This window comes from Streptomyces sp. NPDC059456, from assembly GCF_042750055.1.
GTDB lineage: Bacteria > Actinomycetota > Actinomycetes > Streptomycetales > Streptomycetaceae > Streptomyces.
Genome location: NZ_JBHYVA010000048.1, coordinates 1 through 16072, shown reverse-complemented (window position 1 = coordinate 16072; position 16072 = coordinate 1). Strand labels below are relative to the sequence as shown.

17 protein-coding genes and 3 pseudogenes are annotated in these 16072 nt (G+C 69.7%); 9 read left to right on the top strand and 11 right to left on the bottom strand.

Annotated elements, in window-relative coordinates:
• The 3 genes and pseudogenes from ACFXA3_RS07290 to ACFXA3_RS07280 all read left to right on the top strand — a co-directional run.
• Positions 1 to 235 (top strand): annotated as a pseudogene (locus tag ACFXA3_RS07290) (LysR family transcriptional regulator); the annotation flags it as partial.
• A gap of 315 nt (positions 236 to 550) precedes the next feature.
• A complete protein-coding gene (locus tag ACFXA3_RS07285) occupies positions 551 to 958 on the top strand; it encodes a hypothetical protein (RefSeq protein ID WP_385183182.1) in 408 nt (135 codons plus the stop codon).
• Between the two features lie 244 nt (positions 959 to 1202).
• Positions 1203 to 1505, top strand: a complete 303-nt coding sequence (locus tag ACFXA3_RS07280) for a muconolactone Delta-isomerase family protein (RefSeq protein ID WP_385183180.1) — start codon at positions 1203 to 1205, stop codon at positions 1503 to 1505.
• A gap of 20 nt (positions 1506 to 1525) precedes the next feature.
• Here ACFXA3_RS07280 and ACFXA3_RS07275 read toward each other — a convergent pair whose 3' ends face one another.
• From ACFXA3_RS07275 to ACFXA3_RS07265, 3 genes are all read right to left on the bottom strand, one after another.
• On the bottom strand, positions 1526 to 1765 hold the full coding sequence (locus ACFXA3_RS07275; RefSeq protein ID WP_385183177.1) for a hypothetical protein: 240 nt from the start codon (positions 1763 to 1765) through the stop codon (positions 1526 to 1528).
• Positions 1766 to 1802: 37 nt separating this feature from the next.
• Positions 1803 to 2159 carry a hypothetical protein gene (locus ACFXA3_RS07270; RefSeq protein ID WP_385183175.1) on the bottom strand — a complete coding sequence of 119 codons (357 nt, stop codon included), beginning with the start codon at positions 2157 to 2159 and terminating at the stop codon, positions 1803 to 1805.
• A gap of 441 nt (positions 2160 to 2600) precedes the next feature.
• Positions 2601 to 2915: a hypothetical protein gene (locus tag ACFXA3_RS07265; protein ID WP_385183172.1), complete on the bottom strand. Its 315-nt coding sequence runs from the start codon at positions 2913 to 2915 to the stop codon at positions 2601 to 2603.
• A gap of 1212 nt (positions 2916 to 4127) precedes the next feature.
• Here ACFXA3_RS07265 and ACFXA3_RS07260 point away from each other — a divergent pair.
• From ACFXA3_RS07260 to ACFXA3_RS07250, 3 genes are read left to right on the top strand one after another with little or no spacing between them, the layout of a single operon-like run.
• Positions 4128 to 4739 (top strand): TetR/AcrR family transcriptional regulator, encoded by a 612-nt coding sequence (locus ACFXA3_RS07260; protein WP_385183169.1) that lies wholly within the window; start codon positions 4128 to 4130, stop codon positions 4737 to 4739.
• Positions 4736 to 4879 (top strand): hypothetical protein, encoded by a 144-nt coding sequence (locus tag ACFXA3_RS07255; RefSeq protein ID WP_385183166.1) that lies wholly within the window; start codon positions 4736 to 4738, stop codon positions 4877 to 4879. The genes ACFXA3_RS07260 and ACFXA3_RS07255 overlap by 4 nt, the downstream gene beginning before the upstream one ends.
• 12 nt (positions 4880 to 4891) lie before the next feature.
• On the top strand, positions 4892 to 5560 hold the full coding sequence (locus tag ACFXA3_RS07250; protein WP_385183163.1) for a lysophospholipid acyltransferase family protein: 669 nt from the start codon (positions 4892 to 4894) through the stop codon (positions 5558 to 5560).
• Positions 5561 to 5908: 348 nt separating this feature from the next.
• Here the strand turns inward: ACFXA3_RS07250 and ACFXA3_RS07245 are convergent, their stop codons facing one another.
• From ACFXA3_RS07245 to ACFXA3_RS07230, 4 genes are all read right to left on the bottom strand, one after another.
• Entirely contained in the window at positions 5909 to 6436 is a 528-nt protein-coding gene (locus tag ACFXA3_RS07245; protein ID WP_385183160.1) for a transposase, read from the bottom strand.
• Positions 6433 to 6900: a helix-turn-helix domain-containing protein gene (locus ACFXA3_RS07240; protein WP_385183157.1), complete on the bottom strand. Its 468-nt coding sequence runs from the start codon at positions 6898 to 6900 to the stop codon at positions 6433 to 6435. Before ACFXA3_RS07240 ends, ACFXA3_RS07245 begins: the two co-directional genes overlap by 4 nt.
• Positions 6901 to 7153: 253 nt before the next feature.
• Positions 7154 to 7771, bottom strand: coding sequence for a hypothetical protein (locus tag ACFXA3_RS07235; RefSeq protein ID WP_385183153.1), 618 nt, complete (start codon positions 7769 to 7771; stop codon positions 7154 to 7156).
• Positions 7772 to 8113: 342 nt separating this feature from the next.
• Complete coding sequence (locus ACFXA3_RS07230; protein ID WP_385183150.1) at positions 8114 to 8695, bottom strand: hypothetical protein; 582 nt, start codon at positions 8693 to 8695, stop codon at positions 8114 to 8116.
• 113 nt (positions 8696 to 8808) lie between these two features.
• Here ACFXA3_RS07230 and ACFXA3_RS07225 point away from each other — a divergent pair, with 113 nt between their 5' ends.
• Together ACFXA3_RS07225 and ACFXA3_RS07220 are read left to right on the top strand one after the other, a co-directional pair.
• The gene (locus ACFXA3_RS07225) at positions 8809 to 9438 is read left to right on the top strand and encodes a hypothetical protein (RefSeq protein WP_385183147.1); all 630 of its coding nucleotides are present in this window, start codon (positions 8809 to 8811) and stop codon (positions 9436 to 9438) included.
• Positions 9439 to 9576: 138 nt separating this feature from the next.
• Positions 9577 to 9915: pseudogene (locus tag ACFXA3_RS07220) on the top strand (endonuclease); the annotation flags it as partial.
• A gap of 14 nt (positions 9916 to 9929) precedes the next feature.
• Here ACFXA3_RS07220 and ACFXA3_RS07215 read toward each other — a convergent pair.
• Together ACFXA3_RS07215 and ACFXA3_RS07210 are read right to left on the bottom strand one after the other, a co-directional pair.
• On the bottom strand, positions 9930 to 10523 hold the full coding sequence (locus ACFXA3_RS07215) for a hypothetical protein (protein ID WP_385183144.1): 594 nt from the start codon (positions 10521 to 10523) through the stop codon (positions 9930 to 9932).
• Positions 10520 to 11203 (bottom strand): hypothetical protein, encoded by a 684-nt coding sequence (locus tag ACFXA3_RS07210; RefSeq protein ID WP_385183142.1) that lies wholly within the window; start codon positions 11201 to 11203, stop codon positions 10520 to 10522. The genes ACFXA3_RS07215 and ACFXA3_RS07210 overlap by 4 nt, the downstream gene beginning before the upstream one ends.
• Positions 11204 to 11383: 180 nt before the next feature.
• Here ACFXA3_RS07210 and ACFXA3_RS07205 point away from each other — a divergent pair.
• A pseudogene (locus ACFXA3_RS07205) lies at positions 11384 to 12287 on the top strand (IS630 family transposase); the annotation flags it as partial.
• On the opposite strand, the gene ACFXA3_RS07200 reads toward ACFXA3_RS07205, so the two are convergent.
• A complete protein-coding gene (locus ACFXA3_RS07200; protein ID WP_385183139.1) occupies positions 12284 to 12466 on the bottom strand; it encodes a hypothetical protein in 183 nt (60 codons plus the stop codon). The pseudogene ACFXA3_RS07205 and the gene ACFXA3_RS07200 overlap by 4 nt on opposite strands.
• Positions 12467 to 13010: 544 nt before the next feature.
• Positions 13011 to 16072, bottom strand: a 3062-nt coding sequence (locus ACFXA3_RS07195) for an NACHT domain-containing protein (protein WP_385183137.1), incomplete at its 5' end; no start/stop codon positions are given.

The following is a 16072-nucleotide window of genomic DNA, read 5'->3' as shown; positions in this document are numbered from 1 at the left end:
GGTCGGGGCGGTCACCAGCCGTCCCGACGAGTGGCTCGGGGCGGTGGCTGGCGGCTGCGTGGCCCTGGCCCCGGCGTCGGTGCCCCGTTTCTACTCCCACCCGGGCGTGGTGTTCCGTCCGGTTTCCGGGGTCTCGCCCAGCCGGGTGGGGTTGGCCCGGCCTCGGGGGCGGACGCACGAGGCGGCGCTGGATGAACTGCTGGAGGCCATCGCGCAGCGGCTGAGCCGGAGTTGACGGCGGGTCCGACAGACTGCCGGCGCGCTGTGCGGCCAAATCGGCACTACTCCCGGCGGCGGCCGCGTTGAACGGCTCGCCCGCCATGGGGATACACGCGGCGACCGCCTCGGCCGGGTGCGCATGGGCCATGACCTCTGACCCCGCCGACCCGATGTCACTCAATGTTCGATGAGAACACCTCCCCCGCCCCCACCACCAGACCCCAGCCCGTCACCTGGGCACCCAGACCTGCCGCTACGGGGTAGGCGCCTCCCCGCTCTGCCGTGCCTGCCAGCGGGAGACCGGCAGGCCGCTGAGGAAGCCGAAGCGGCGGTGATTGCCCCCGAGCCCCCCGTACGGCTCGCCCTCCCCGACGGCCAGGTGGTCCAGGCTCGGCTGACCGCGAAGCGCTGGACCCCGACGGGTTGGCTGTACGAGGTCCGCTGGCCGGTCTGGGCGGCCACCGGCGGCGGCGAGGTCGAACCGCGCGACTACACGGTGTGGGTCCCCGCCGGACAGGGTGAGGATCAGCAGTACGTTCGGCCTCTGCCCGGCATCGACCACGACGGCGTGCCTACCGAGGGCCCGTCCTCGCACCCCCACCTTGCTCCGCCACCGCCGGGTGCGGACATGGCATGGGCGTGGACGGTCGTGCAGGTCCGAGAGGGCGGCCCCGGCACTCGGGCTACCGGCGTCCTGGTTCATGAGTGGGGCTGCAAGGGGCCCCGTCCGGGGGCCTGAGCTGAGCCTGGACGAGGCCCTTGCCGCTTTTGCCCGGCCCGTGGCCCACCTGTGCAAGGAGTGCGCCGCGGCCGAGATCCTGAGCCGACTGTGAGTACACCGGACGGGGCGGGAAGGGCGGGACGGCTGTCGGGCGGCCCTGACACGCACCGCGCTCCCCCGGACGGCCGGTACCCGCCTCCGCACGCGCCGGCCGGCGCGGCCGTAGCCTGTCGGCCGTCGGCCCTGCGGAGGAAGAGGGAGCATGCGCGAGTTCCTGGTCGAGATCACCACCACCATCCCCGAGGGCACCGACCCGGCCGTCGTGGACGAGCGGCGCGCCGCCGAAGCGGTCCGGGCACGGGAGCTGGCCGCCGCGGGACATCTCGTACGGCTGTGGCGACCGGTCGGTGAGCTGCGGAGCATCGGTCTGTGGCGGGCCTCCGACGAGGCCGCGCTGCGCGAGGAGGTGCTCGGCACTCTGCCGCTGCGGGCGTGGATGACCCATGTCGTGACCCCGGTCGAGTCCCACCCCAACGACCCCGGAAGGCCCGCGTCCGCGCCGTGAGCCCCGGCCCGCCCCCGGGCTCAGGACGGCCGGACGACCGCGCCGTCCCGGACGGTCAGGGGGACGGGCCGGCGCTCCTCGTGGCAGCGGGTCCAGCCCAGGTCGACGCCGCCGTCGTGGCGGTGGGCGTCGGCCGCCGCGGCGGCGAGCCGGACGAGGAGCCCACCGGTGCGCTCGAAGCCGTCGGGGGGGATCTCCTGCCGGCTGGTCAGGGCCCAGGCGCCGCGTCCGGCGCGCACCCGGCGGAGCAGGAGCGACACGAGGGCGCCGCCGATCCTGTACGCCTCCCGGGCGCTATCAGGCCGCGGGCGGGTTCGCGGCGGCCCGGTATACGGCGATCATGCGGGTGAGCGCCGGGTTGAACCCCTCCGCCTCTTCCAGCGCTCCGGCCGGTAGCAGGACGGCCGGACCGTCACCAGGGGCGGGAACGTCGTTCAGGCGGTCGCACAGGGCATCAAGGCGGTCCAGGAGAGCCGCTTGGCGTGCCTGACCGGGGCCGAGGGACCGCAGCCACTCCCACCGGCCCTGAGGGGATTCGGGGCACGGTGGCAGGGAGACGCGGAGCGCGGCGGCCCGCTGGGACAGGACATTCCACACCGGCAGTCGCAGGGCCGCGACCAGGTTGCCGGACGCGGCTTCCGTGGTGGTGGTCATGTCTCCACGGTGGCAGTCCGCACTGACAACGGGGCGTACCCCGGACAGCAGGTCAGCCGTCCGGGGTACGCGGATGGAGGCAGGGTCAGCCCGCCCCGTCGGTGAGGCCGCCTGAGCCGCCGGGCGAAGTCGGCGCCGGGGTCGGCTGCGGTCCCGGCCTGGACGGGGTCGGTGTCGGGCCGGCGCCACCGCCACCCGGGCTGCACTCGGGGTCGAACATGCTCCACGTCGTCGACAGCGACGGGATGGGACCGGGGCAGGGGTCATCCCTGGTGCTGCCGCCGAAGACGGCGCAGGTCACAGCCCTCGGGTCCCACCCCCACGGCCAGGAAGGAGTGGCTCACCCGAATCGGCAATAGCACCACACCTGTTGCAGCGACTACGGTGAACCCTACGCGCGCTGAGCTGCACAGACTCTCCGCGTTCCGCCTCGCGCCACACCTACTCCCCCAGAGAACCCCCTTGTGCGCGGCCTGCAAGGCCGCACGGAAGGCGCAGTACGGGGGCTGAGCGGTGTCCGAGCTCCCTCCTGACCTGCCGCGCCTGCGCACCGCCGTCATTCTGTGGAATCAGATTGCCGAAGAACGCCTCCCAGTCATCCGCGTCGGGCGTCGGGTCCGGGGTGCGCGGGTGCGCGCGGTGGGCGGCGTCCATGGCGGCGGCGAACGCGGGATCGCGTTTGCGGCGCTGGTAGATCACGGCGGTGGTGATCCCGACCTCGGCCGCGGCGGCGGTGATGGACAGGCCGGACGCCAAGTGGTCGAGGAAGGCACGCCGGCGGTCGGGGGTGAAACGGGGCGCCCGAGCGGGCGTGGGCTGCCCGGCACCAAGTTCCTTGACCGAGTCGCAGGCCCTCGCGAACGCCGGATCGTCGCGGCGCCGATGACTCGCCTTGCCAGCGCCGTCCGGGGGTGCAGCCCAGAGCCAGGAGCCACAGGTACTCGGCGCGGTCGGTGATTCCGGTGGCGCCGACTTCGTCGGGGTCGGTGCCGGCCAGGAGCAATGCAACGGCGGCGCCGGTGCGGGCGGCGGCGAACACCTCCCGCACCTCGAGGCCCGCGGCCCGTACGGCGGTCGGAACGTCCTGCCCGTTCCGCAACCGGTCGAAGAGCGTTGACCGTTTCCGGGCGGGCGGGGCATCAGGCATGACCGCACGCTACGGGCGCCCTCACCGGTGCACCCATACGACGGGCTGGCTTTGTCCGCTTCAAGAGCACGGGAGTCGTTTGTCGACGACTTCGGGAGTCGCTTCGCGTGCTGCCGCCATAGTCAATGTCCATGAGTTCGGGAGTCACTCATGGCGGCCGGAATCACCAGGCAGGTGCCCAGAGGCCCCTCCGGATGGCGTGGAACGGGTGCCGCTCTGCTCCCGTCTACTCCTCCACGCCGGGGCGAGCCGCGCCGCTGTCGGCGGATGCATGGTGGCAGATCCGTCTGATGCACGAGGATCCCTGCCCTGTCCTGCGCGGCTGACCTCAGCCTGCCCTCCGGCTGGGGCGGGCGGCCAGACCGTGTCAGGCCGCGCTGGAGGAGTCAATCCAGCGGGGATAGGTGTAGCCGAGGGCGCGGGCACTCCTGGTGGCGGCATACTCGCACCTCCTCACTCCCATTCTTGACCTTGCCGCGGGGCCGGGTTCTAGCGCCGCGAACGTCAGGGACGGAACCCGATGAGAGAGGTGAGGTGAGGAGTATGCCGTTCCGCGAGGGGGGCTACCGCTGCCCCGAAGATTCCTGCGGGTGCGAGCTGACCGTGACCAAGGCGGTCTCGCCTACCTGTGTCGGTCAGCAGTCGCCCCCGCATGACGGTGTGGCCGTCCTTCCTCCGGACCGGCAGCTGAATCCCGTGTAACCGGCTTAGCCCGCATCGCAGGCCGAGCAAACGGTGCACGGCGGCGGACCTCCAGCCCTCAGTCCGCGCAGATGAGTTGCCGGTAGACGCTGTCTACGAATGTCTGGTAGACACTGTCTATGGATGTTGAAGGGCCCCTGCGGGAACGACTGGTAGATGCCGGCGTAGAGCTGGTGCTGTCGGACGGCACCGCTTCGGTTGGTCTTCGGGAGATCGCCCGCCGGGCAGGCGTGTCGCACGGTGCGCCTCGGCGCTACTTTCCGACGCACCGGGCGCTGTTGTCGGCCATCGCGCGCAGAGGCTTCGAGGAACTGGGCGCGCGGTCCGCCGCAGCCACGGCAGGGACTGCCGTGCCGCGTGATGAGTTGGCGGCGCTGGCGCGGGTGTACGTCACCTACGCACTGGAACGGCGCGGCATGTTCGAGTTGATGTTCCGTCACGACTTGCTCGACAGCGGTGAGCAGAGTGGAACTCCGGACGGGCCTCGACTGAGGGAGGCGACGCTCCCGATGTTCCAGCGCGTCACCGAGCTCGTCGCTCGGTGCCGGGCACAGGCGCTGGAGCCCTCGACGGCAGTCACCGCGGCTGCCTTGTGGGCGAACCTGCACGGCATCGCCCAACTGTGGTCCTGGGGCAGCCTACAACTCGCCCTCGGCGGCGAGGGTTCCGACAGTCACAACCGGTTGATCGAAGCTGCGCTGGACGCCCATCTCGGGCCGATGGCCTCATGACCGGGCGGCTGCGACGCTCGGTCCCACTTCTCGTCAGCGTGGCCGGGGCGGTGATCGTCGCACTGGACGGCGCCGTTCTGCTGGTGGCGCATCTCAGCCTGCAGCGTTCGCTCGCCGCGAGCCCGGCACAGAACCAATAGAGGAACGAATTGATGTATGAGCACTTGAAGCGGCTGACCGGACCGGTGCTGCGTACCGCGGCGCGGCTCGAAGCCGTGGGCCTGGAGAATGTGCCGCAGTCGAACGGCGTCATCCTCGCGTCCAACCACCTGTCCATCGTGGACTCCACCTTCCTGCCGCTGGTGCTGGACCGACAGGTGACCTTCATGGCGAAGGCGGAGTACTTTGAGGGAGGTTCCTGGCCGACGCGGATCGTCTCGTCCTTCATGCGCGGCAGTGGGCAGGTTCCAGTTGACCGCGAGAACCAACGGGCGGCGGTAGCCTCGCTCGACGCGTGTCTTCGGGTGGTGAAGGACGGCGGCGTCTTCTGCATCTACCCCGAGGGCACACGTTCCCCGGACGGCCGGCTCTACCGGGCCAAGACGGGCGTGGCATGGCTGGCTCTCAAGTCCGGCGCGCCCGTGGTGCCGGTGGCCATGAGCGGCACAGATCGCGTCCTGCCGCCCGGGCGCGTGCTTCCACGTCCGGCCAAGGTCAAGGTCACCTTCGGCAAGCCCGTCGACCTCTCCCTGTACGAGGACTCCGCCGCTGACGCTGGTGCCCGAAGGGCGGTCTCTGACCTGATTGTGCAGGCTATAGCAGAGGTCTCCGGCCAGGAGTACGTGTCCGTCTACGCGGCGAGGGCGAAGGAGCGGGGCTGACCCGGCCCTGTTCTCCCCGAAGCTACGGCGAAGTGACAAGCGACACAGGGTGACGATCGGCCGACGTCTACGGCGAATACGCGACTCCTGAACATGCAGGCCCGCCAGTCCCGAGGCTGGTAGACAAGTCCCGGCATCTCTGAACGGGCCGCCACCACAGAAACCCCTACGCGCAAGAGTCCGCCCGCCCCAGGCCGAGGTGGCCCACCACCCAACTCGCCGCCCTCGCCCACCTCGGCATCGACTGGGCACAGACCTGATTGCGCGTATAGATCGCGTGAATGCGGATATGGGTAGCAATGCGGTCCTGGTTCATGGCCTCCGCATCATGAACTAGTGCTGTGTTCCTTAAAGGCAGTAGATATAGCGGCGGCGTAGGTGTCGGGTGGGTGGTGCGGGTCTGCCCCAGATCCAGGGCCGTGCTCGGCTGTTGAGCTGTGCAGTGGCGAGGACGGTGGCCTGGGTGATCTCCTCGGGACCGGTGAAGGTCTGGCCGGCGAGGACGGCCTTGCGGAAGATGCGCCACCAGGCTTCCTGGAGGTTGGGCCAGCAGGCGCCGACGGGTATGAACACGTGCTTGATCCTGGGGTGGTCCTCGAGCCAGGTCCTGGTAGAGATGCTGTTGTGGGAGGACAGGTTGTCCGTGATCACATAGATGTCCCCGGCCGGCTTCGCCTCCTCCAGCTGCTGTGAAAACCGCTGGTAGAAGGCGCTGTTGTGGGACGGGGCGGTCATGGTGACCTGCTGTCCGTCCCGGACACGCAGGCCGCCGTAGACCCACGTCTTCTCCGGACCTCTGCCATAGTCGAGCTCTGCTTTGATGCGACGGCCGTCGGGCGACCAGCCTGGTGCGGGCGGGAAGGCTCGGAGGATCACCCTGCCGAGTTCATCGGCGCAGACGACCGTCGCGCCGTCGGGCGGCTGGGTGTAGAGGCCGACGACCCGAGTCCTTTACCCTCGAAATCACGGTCCTTCGACCGCACCCAAGAACGGGTACGGCGCCATCTGACACCCTCGGCCAACAGGATCCTACGGACCTGGGATCTTCCGACGCCGATCCCGGCCCACCGGGCGGCCTCGGCCAGTGCGCCGAGTGTCCACTCCGGTGCCCCCGCGTCGTCGTCCGCGGCTAGTTCACCGTCCTCACCCCTGGTCAGACGGCCCGAAGGCGCCTGTCGGACCAGAGCTACGACCCTGGAGCGATCCGCCTCGGTGATCCGCCGCAGCCGTCCGCTGACCGGCCGGTCCTCCAGCCCCTCGCACCCCAGACCATTCAACCGGTGCAGCCACCACCGCACCGTCTTGGCGTGGCAGCCCAGTTCCGTCGCGATCCCTGCCACCCGCAGACCGTCCCGGCTCAGAGCGATGATCCGCGCTCTCAGAACCAGATCAGCCGAGCCTTCCGGGCGCCCTTCAGCCTCGAGATCGCCCTTTCCTCCTCAGACCCCGAAGCGGCCGGGCACGCCGCAACACCGGCACTACCCACCCCCTGCCGCCACCCCAACAGAGACATAATGCACACAACTTGAGGAATCAAGCACTAGGTCTGGGGCTGGTGCGAGGGTCGGCGGTACGGGGGATGCCAGCGAGGGATCAGCTGGAAGTCGGCACCACCGGGACGGCGTACCTGTACAGGGTGGGGCCGTTCTCGTCACCGTTGTGCTTCCGGCCGACCATTAGCTCTCCCGGTCCACCCTTCGACTCACTGGCGCTTTCCCGCTGGGGCTGGGTTTCGCGGTATGACGTCAGATCCACATTCTCACCACGCCAGATCAGGGAGGCGAAAGCGTACCGGGTAGGGCCGTTTTCGTCGCCGTAATGGTGACGCCCGACAAGAACCTTGGAGAGCGGAGCGGTGAAGTCGGAACGGTTCTCGGGCTGGTACTCGCTCCACTCCACCTCGCCCACCTGGGCCGGCACCCCATCGATTTCCACCCAGCCGCAGAAATAGGTGGTAATGCCGTTCTCGTCCCCTGTATGAGCCCGGCCGATCAGGACCTGGTCATCCGAGCAGAGAACCGCACGTCCCGACGATTCCTTCTGGCGCAGGATGTCGCCCTCGATGACGACTGCCGCCGCCCGCTGCGGCACCTGAATCGATACCCCAGGCGTTGCCGAGGCTGCGGGCGAGGCTGAAGCGGATGCGGGAACAGTGAGGGCGAAGACGGCGAGGGAGAGCGCGGCCGTACCGCGCAACAGGTGCTTGATCACATCTCGCGTTGTAGCCGTCCGGGCCGGGGCAACAGATGGAGACCCGAGGGCACATCACCCAGGCGGGCGCGCCGATTCACCGAAGAAACGGCACTGCTGAAGGCCGGGTGTTACGGCAGGCTGGGTTTGGAGCGGCTCCGCGGTGCCGGGTGGGGTGGGCGTGGCGGAGTCAGGGGTGGAGGTAGCTCCTGAAGTAGCTACAGGCTGGCCCTCGCTGGTGCCGAGCGCGACCGCCGCCTGCTCGATCGGTGCGTCCTCGGCGGCGAGCTCGTCACGGGAGGCAGGTGTAGGGCGCCGTCGACCACGACGGTGCCCCACACCTGCCTGCGGTGAAACCCGGGTTCACGTCTCCGCTGCCGGGACCGGGCGGCTTTCCGGCAACGATGGCCGGCCCTGTTGCTCCGCCTCGTCGAGCAGCCGCTCAAGCTGCCGGACCGCGCGAACCAGCGACGGCAGCCGCAACCGGCTGCCGAGGATGAGGGTGCGGAAGGCCCCGGTGAGCTCAAGGAGCAGCCTCAGCTTCTCCTCGTCCGGCCGGTCGGAGATCCAGATCATGCGGACGGTCCCGCAATATCGCATACCCAGGATCGCGTAGGGGCCGCGGTAGGTGAAGACGAACTCCTGGGCGTGATCGGCCAGGTGGCAAGTCGCTTCGTCGAGCTGCCGTCGTCGACGGGCGCGTTCGTCGGTGAGCGCGTCCCGGAGGGTGCCGGTGACGCTGTCAGGGATCTGAACGATCTGAAGGTGCAGTGTGGCGGCCAGTACCAGGAGCGCGTTGGCCGTGATCTTCTCCTGGGCCTGCATCTTGGTCTGGAAGCGCCGGTTGCGGACCTCCAGCAGCGGCGAGACGTAGCGGCCGGTGACGATGGTCGTCGCCATCGAGATGAGCGCGGTGCTCCCCCACGCAGGGATCCAGTCAAGCATGTGGCTGATTCTCGCGGTCCGCGCCTCGGCGCACAGCCGATTCGTCCGATCGCCTATGGCCTGCCTGAAGCCCGCTTCGTGCCAGTGTCAGTGCTCGACCGGAGAATGGACGGATGTCTCATGAACCGACAGCAGCCATCGAATCCGAGACGCTCGCCACCTCCTTACGTGCCTACCTGGCCTCCGCCGGGTTCGCCTTCGCCGGCCTGACCGCAGCGGACGCGACAGCGGTCATCACCCAGGCCGTGGCGGACTGGGCGAAGGCTTCCGGATGGAGGGTCCAGAGGGAGGCGTCCATGCGGTACATCGACCTGCCCCGCATGCAGGGCATGGGGTGCCGAACCGTCTGGCATCCACCGCGGTCGGCCTACCTGGACCTGCGTCTGTTGCGCGAAGCCGGTCCGTCGATCGCGGTGGAGATCGACCGCGAGGACTTCGGCAGCGCCGTGGACAGGCTCCGCGACGAGGCACTGCGCGGGCGCCCCGCCCTGTGGATCCGCTGGCACGGAGCTCTGCGTGCCGAACTCCCCGACGGTGTCGCCCGCCTGCACCTCCCCTCCAGGACGACGCGCACTCCGATCCGGTACTCCATGGCTCCGGTCACCGACAGCGCGGCAATCACCTGCGGAAACCCCGTCTCGCCCGAGGCGCACGAGGATGCCTGCACCCGGGACGATCAGCGAGTCGCTGAGGAGAAGCGCCGGGACGCGCTCCCCCAGCCGACGATCATTCGGTGCCGCTGACGAACAAGGAGCCGGCCAGCGAGCAGACCGAACTGGCTTTGTTCAGGGAGAACTCATCGATGTTGATCACCCAACCCCATGCCGCAGGACTCCCGAACTCCCCGACAAACGACTCCCGAAGAAGTCGGCATAGCCATGGGCGGCAGCCCGGTCGCCCAGGCCGCCGGCAGCTACACCGACGCCGACTCCTTCGAGCCGCGCGACGCGGTCAAGGGCGACGTCGCGCGGATGCTGCTCTACATGGCCGTGCGCTACGGGGGCGGGGACGGCTTCCCCGACCTGGAGGTGAACGACGAGGTCAACAACGGCACCGCCCCGCTCTTCGGCCGGATCAGCCTGCTGAAGCTGAAGCAGTGGAACCGGATGGACCCGCCGGACGCCTTCGAGCAGCGCCGCAACCAGGTCATCTACGACACCTACCAGCACAACCGCAACCCGTTCATCGACCCCCCGGAGTGGGTCGACCCCATCTGGTAAGCGGCGGCAGCGGACTACTTCACGTAGATCTCGTCGAGGGTGTCGATGACTCCTTCCGCGTTCAGGTGGTAGCGGAAGGGGAGGCCCTTGTCCGGGTGGGTGTCCAGCCAGGAGGTCAGCTCACTGGTGGAGATGGGCTTGCCCATCACCTCCGAGGGGAGGATCGGCGCCGTCGCGGTGATCTTGGCCTTCTCCGAGATCGGGATGTACGTCCACGCACCCGACGGTTCGAAGCGCCCGGGGCAGCCGTACGTGCCGTGCTGGACGATGAGGTTGGTCATGCCGCCCTCGGGTGTGTAGCGGTGCACGGCGATCGTGTCGGGCGAGACCGGCATCCTGTGGTCGGCGCCGCAGGCCGGCGCGGAGGGCGGGGCCGGGGCGGGAGGATTCTTCCCCGCCGGGGTGACGGTCGCAGAGGGCTTGGGCGCCGCGCCGGTCTTCGAGGGGGCCGGCACGGCGGTCGTGGTGGTGGGCGCCGCCGGTGCGGCCGCACTGGGCTTCGCGTCCGGTACGGCGGCCTGGTCGTCGCCGTTCTGACAGGCGCTCAGCGCCAGCATCCCGCACACCGCGAGGACGGCCATGGCCGCCTGCCCCCGTACCGCTCTCATGGTCTTCTCCCTCTGCGAGTCCCGCCGTCGCGCAGACCGTAGCCCCCGGGATCCGGCCGGGGCGATGGCCGGACGTGATTCGTCACCGGGCCGGGATCGGCTTGTTGCGGAGTACTGACCTCCGGCCCCGTGCGGCGGACGTCCGTGCCAGCCAACGGGTCGGGGAAGTCGTCGTGGCGGCGGCGCCAGTTCACGACCGAGGCCCGGCCCACCCCGGCCATCCGCACCACCTCCGCCGGAAACACCCGGTCACCGCCCGGGGCTACCGGGTCGAGGGCGGCAAGCGAGGAGCGGCAGCCCGCCGCGACGGTGCGCACCGCCCGCCAGTCCACCAGGGGACGGACGACCGGGAGCAGCGCGATGTCCTGAGCGGCGTAAAGCGGGACCGTGGTCACCCCGCCCTGCCGCTTGTAGTCGACGTCCACCGATCCTGCCGGGGAGAGGAACCCGAGCTTCACGGCGGCGTCGAAGTCCGTGCGGCGCACGGCGAGGCGCACGGCGAGGCCCACGGCGGCCTGGTCCGGGCCGAGGGGCACGTGCCGGTCGAGCAGGGCGGGCAGGTCCCGGCGGCGGGCGAGCGCGGCCACCTGGTCCGGATGGACATCGGGGAACTGCGTGTCCCCGCCGAGGCAGACCAGGAGACCGGCCTTCACGAGGTGGCCGACAGCCGAGCCAGTCACCCTCGGCCGGAGAATCGGGAGCGGCACCCCAAGGGCCTGCGTCAACCGGTCCGCCGCCACCCCGGCACCGATCGGGCCCCGCAGGGCCGCGCGGACCGTTTCCGGGTCGGCGGCCTCCACCACCGCCGGCGACCACAACCCCGGGCCGGCGTCCGCCAGCGGGACCGGGCCCGAGCCGACACGGTCCGCACCTGGCGGCGGCGGTTCCTTGCACACGGCCTGGACGGTCTGGCCGACGAACCACGGCCGGTGTCCCACGGAAGATCACCGACGCTGATGTCGAGAGCGTGATCGTCAAAACGCTCGAGGAGAAGCCGAAGAACGCCACGCACTGGTCGACCAGGTCGATGGCCGCGGCGACGGGGATGCCGCAGTCGACGGTCTCCAGGATCTGGCGGGCGTTCACCCTGGCCCCGCATCGGTCACAGACGCTCAAGCTGTCCACGGATCCGCTGTTCATCGACAAAGTCCGTGACGTCGTCGGCCTCTACCTCGACCCGCCCGAGAAGGCTCTGGTTCTCTGCGTGGACGAGAAGTCGCAGATCCAGGCGTTGGACCGGTCCCAGCCGGTCCTGCCGATGATGCCCGGCGTCCCGAACGCCGCAGCCACGACTACGTCCGCGCCGGCACCACGGCCCTCTTCGCTGCCCTGGAAGTCGCCACCGGCAAGCTCATCGGCTCGCTCCATCGCCGACACTAGGCCGCCGAGTTCAGGGAGTTCCTCGCCAAGCTCGACAAAGAAGTCCCCGCCGGCCTGCAGGTCCACCTGATCCTCGACAACTACGCCACCCACAAGACGCCCGACACCTAGAAGTGGCTGCTGACCCACCCGCGGTTCCACCTGCACTTCACGCCGACCAGTGCGTCCTGGCTGAACCTGGTGGAGCGCTGGTTCGCCGAGCTCACACAGAAGAAGCTCAAGCGCGGCGTCCACCTCTCCGTCCAGGCACTCGAACACGACATCCGGGCCTGGCTCGCCGACTGGAACGACCACCCCCGACCCTTCGCCTGGACGAAGACCGCCGACGAGATCCTCGACAAAGTCGCCGCCTACTGCCACCGAATCTCTGGCTCAGGTCACTAGATCGCTCCCTGCCAAGGGAAACCGGCCAGGCAGACCTGCGGACCGATGACGGCGTCCAGCGCCACGCATGCAAGCTGGCCGGCGTCGTAGAACGCCTTCACCCCGTCCGAGAAGTCCTCCTGACCGTACGGACCACCAACCCGTGACTCCGGCTCGGAAACCAGCAGTGCCTCAGCCACTTCCGCTGGAGTCATCCCGAAGAGCAACGGCCCCACGCCGATGTCGGGCCGTAGCGCCCATTGCTCCCGCTCCCCACGCACACTCATCCGCCTGCCCCTAGCTCACTGATGCTCGCCGGCCGGGCAGCGAGCACGAAGTCACGGTAATCGTCCCGAGCCATCCCCTGATTAACCCAGCGGCCACGGGCTCCAGTCCGATACTCAGCAAGGGTGAGGGCATCACGTGCCTCCGTTGCCATGGCGATCTCCAGGCCGAATTCGTCGTCCTCGTTCTCGGGGTCCAGCGGCGGGAACTCGACGAGGCCGCAGAAGTTCTCGCTCCCGACGTCCGCCGACGCGTGGAGAACGACCTTGAACCGGGAACCCGTCAAAACAACCTCGACCCAGCGGACGCCGGAAGCATGAGCATCACCAGCGGGGCCGAGTAACTGTTCGCCCGATCGACCGCGGGTCAGAGCCCCCGACAGCGAAGGATTCGACCAGGTAGCACACCGGGGCAGCCTAGAGGTCGAGGGAGACGTCGCGCTTCGGTGGGGCAGTCCCTTCAGAGGTCTGGACTGAGATCCAGATTCGGATGATGGGCCTGGACTGCCCGCCGGAGCCGCACGCGGAGGTGGGGCTGCGCCAGTGAGCCGCGGGCGAGGGCGAGGACCGTGTCGCCAGGGAGGGCCGAGCCGTCCCTGCCGAGCATGTCGGCGAGCAGCCGGGTCACCGGTTCCCGGGCGGGTGAGTCGTCGGGCAGGAGCGCCACAGCGTGATCCACCCTGAGGTACAGCGCTGCCAGCTCATCGCCCACGAGTCCGACGCTGCCGCCGATCAGCAGCCGCAGCACATCGTGGGCCAGTGAGGTTGCCTGCCGTCCCTCACCGAGGGAGGTAAAGGCGGTCACGGCTGGCCCCAGCCACTCCATGACCGGATCCATCGCATGCCGTACCACCAAGTCGTTTGTGCCTCCGGACACGTCCATCTTGTGCCATATCGTCTCCCAGTAGGACCGGGACCAGTGCACGATGTCGCGCCGGGGGAGGCGGTACAGCCAGTTCATGTCCAAAGGGTCCGGCGGGGACAGCTCCCCCGTGCGCAGGCGGATCTCCAGTCGTCGGCCCCCCTCTGCACGGCTACGGTGAACCGAGACCGAATGTGCGAAGTCCGCCCACTGCTGCTCGTCGAACGACGACCGCCAGAGCAGGGCGTGCCGGTGCCATGCATCGCCCGGGTCCGACGAGTCCGGGAACAGCCTGTCAGCGGTGATGCTCTCCAACAGCAGCAGCACCATCAGGATGAGGTTGGCACCGTAGATGCCGTGCCGTGCCGCCGTGCGGGTCTCTGCGGGCCGGTACGCAGGGTGGGGGTCGTCCGTCCGTGTCGTGTGCTGCCCGACAACCCGTACGAGCAGCTGACCCAGCCGCTCGCGTTCGCTGTCCGGCAACCGACGCACCATCGATTCCCCGAACCGCAATATCTGCCGTGAGGAGAGCGGGGCGTACGACAGCAGCGCGTAGGCCAGGTCGTCGTTGACGCGGCTCGCACCGAGGGACAGGGCCGGCCGGTCGGTGAGCAGGCCGGTCAGGACGTGCAGCGCCAGCCGTACGACCAGGTACTCGCCGAACGTGGCGTGCAGGAACTCGTATGTGGACAGCACGCGGCCGTCACGGATGGACTGGGCGCGTTGGACGAAGAAGAACCGACCCAGCGTCACCTCGGCCGCACCCAGTGGGGCACGGAACCCGGAGGTGCCCGTGGAGCGGCGGCCCAGCAGTGCCGTGAGGTCCTCGTCGAGCTCGGCCGCCGACACCCACTGACGGCGCCGGTTGAGCTGGGCGAACGCGACCAGCGAAAGGCGCTGGAGCTCCTGCTCGGCGCGCTCCGCCAATCGGTCCTCCGGTGTGGCCCCGGGAGCGGTCTTGTCCACCTCGCGATGGGCGAACGAGGTGAGCAGTTCCTCGTACAGCTCGGCCTCGTCGAGCGGGTCGTCGCAGTCGTGGGCATCGCGTCCCTCGCGCCTGTCGCGTCGTAGGCCGTTGTCCGTGGCGTCGTACAGCGCCATCATCAGCAGCAGTAGCGGCTGCGCGGCCAGCGACTCGTGCTGGGCGATGACAGCCCAGGGCAGCGGTTGCAGCCCCCGGGCCGCGAAGTTGCTCGCGTTGGCGTCGTTCCACAGCTCCAGCCAACGGCGTATCTGGGCGGGACGGAACGGTTCCAGACGCAGAGCGACGACTCCGTCCGGGTACCGGGTGCGATCGGCGACGGCCGTACGGCTGGTGACCAGTGCTCGCACCGGTCGGCCCTGCTCCGCTTCGCGTTGCTGGAAACGGGCGACGCGGACGAGGAAGTCGCTGTGGTGGACGCCGGTGGTCTGCAACAGCTCGTCGAAACCGTCCAAGAGCAGCACAGGGACCGCACCGCCGGCCGAGCGGACCAGCTCCGGCCAGGACACCCGCTCCCCCGTGGCCGCTCGTACCGCCTGCTCGAGCTGCTCCTGCAGGTCGTCCTCGGCGCGTGCCTCGCGCAGCGGCACCCGAACGGGAAGGAACCCGGCAGACGGCAGCCGGGCAGCGAGGACCCGGGTCAGGACGGACTTGCCGGCGCCGGGCTGGCCCAGCACAAGCAGCGGGGAGTCGACTCCGGAGGGGGAGGTGAGGGCACCCGCGAGGTAGCCCGTCAGGTCGCGGCGTACGGCCACTTCCTCCCACCAGGACTCGCTCGACGGGGCACTGGTGCCAGCCACTGCACGCACTCGGAAGTCCGGATCCAGGTACATGTCCTGGAGGGTGGGCACGCTGATGCCGTCGGGCGCGGTCGAGGTTTCGAGCACGGGCCGGGTGAGCGCGGCCTCATGGGCGAGGGCGAGGGCGGCCGCGACGTCTGTCGGCGGACGCATCGCGCGGGCCACTTCGGCGAGCAGCTCCTCCATGCCGACCAGCGCGAGCCGTACCCGGTCTCGGGTGGCCTGGTGCTCAACCTGTGCCACCCAGAATCCGAACTCGGGTGCCTGCTGGGCCAGCTGCGCGTAGAGGCCCTCGTATTGCTGGACCGCTGTGCGGGGCAGCTCGGTGGCCAGCACCCGCCGTGCCGCGGTCCGGTCAGACTCCGTCAGGTCGCACCAGACCTGCAGCCCTTCGACGAAGCCGAGGAATCGCTCCGACAGTCCCCCGTACCAGCGCCGCATCTCCGCCGTCACGTCCTCGAACGGGCGGTGGGGTGCGGGCTGGGGTGCGTCGACCGCAGCCAGCGACTGCGCGAACGCCGCACCGCCCCGCGGATCCGGAGCGCCCGCGAGGGCGAGCTGTTCGATTCGGGTCAGCTCCAGGTCATCGACGCCGAACGGCAGGTCCGAGTCACCGAGCGCTTGGAACCATGCCACGACGACGATCACGGTATGGGCGGCCTGCAGTAGCTCCGTGCGCTCGGCGCGCCCTTCCGACCTGCCCAGGCGCCGCCCCAGATTCCGTACCGCGTCGCGGCCCAGGCCCACGATGCGGCCCCGGGCATCGGCGATTCGCAGAACCCCGTCCCCGATGCCGCCCGTTGCCACGTTCAGCGCTCCGCCCAAGGCCCGGTCCAGTGCGGCGACGGCGGGCGGATCGCCGCCGAGCAGCACCAATG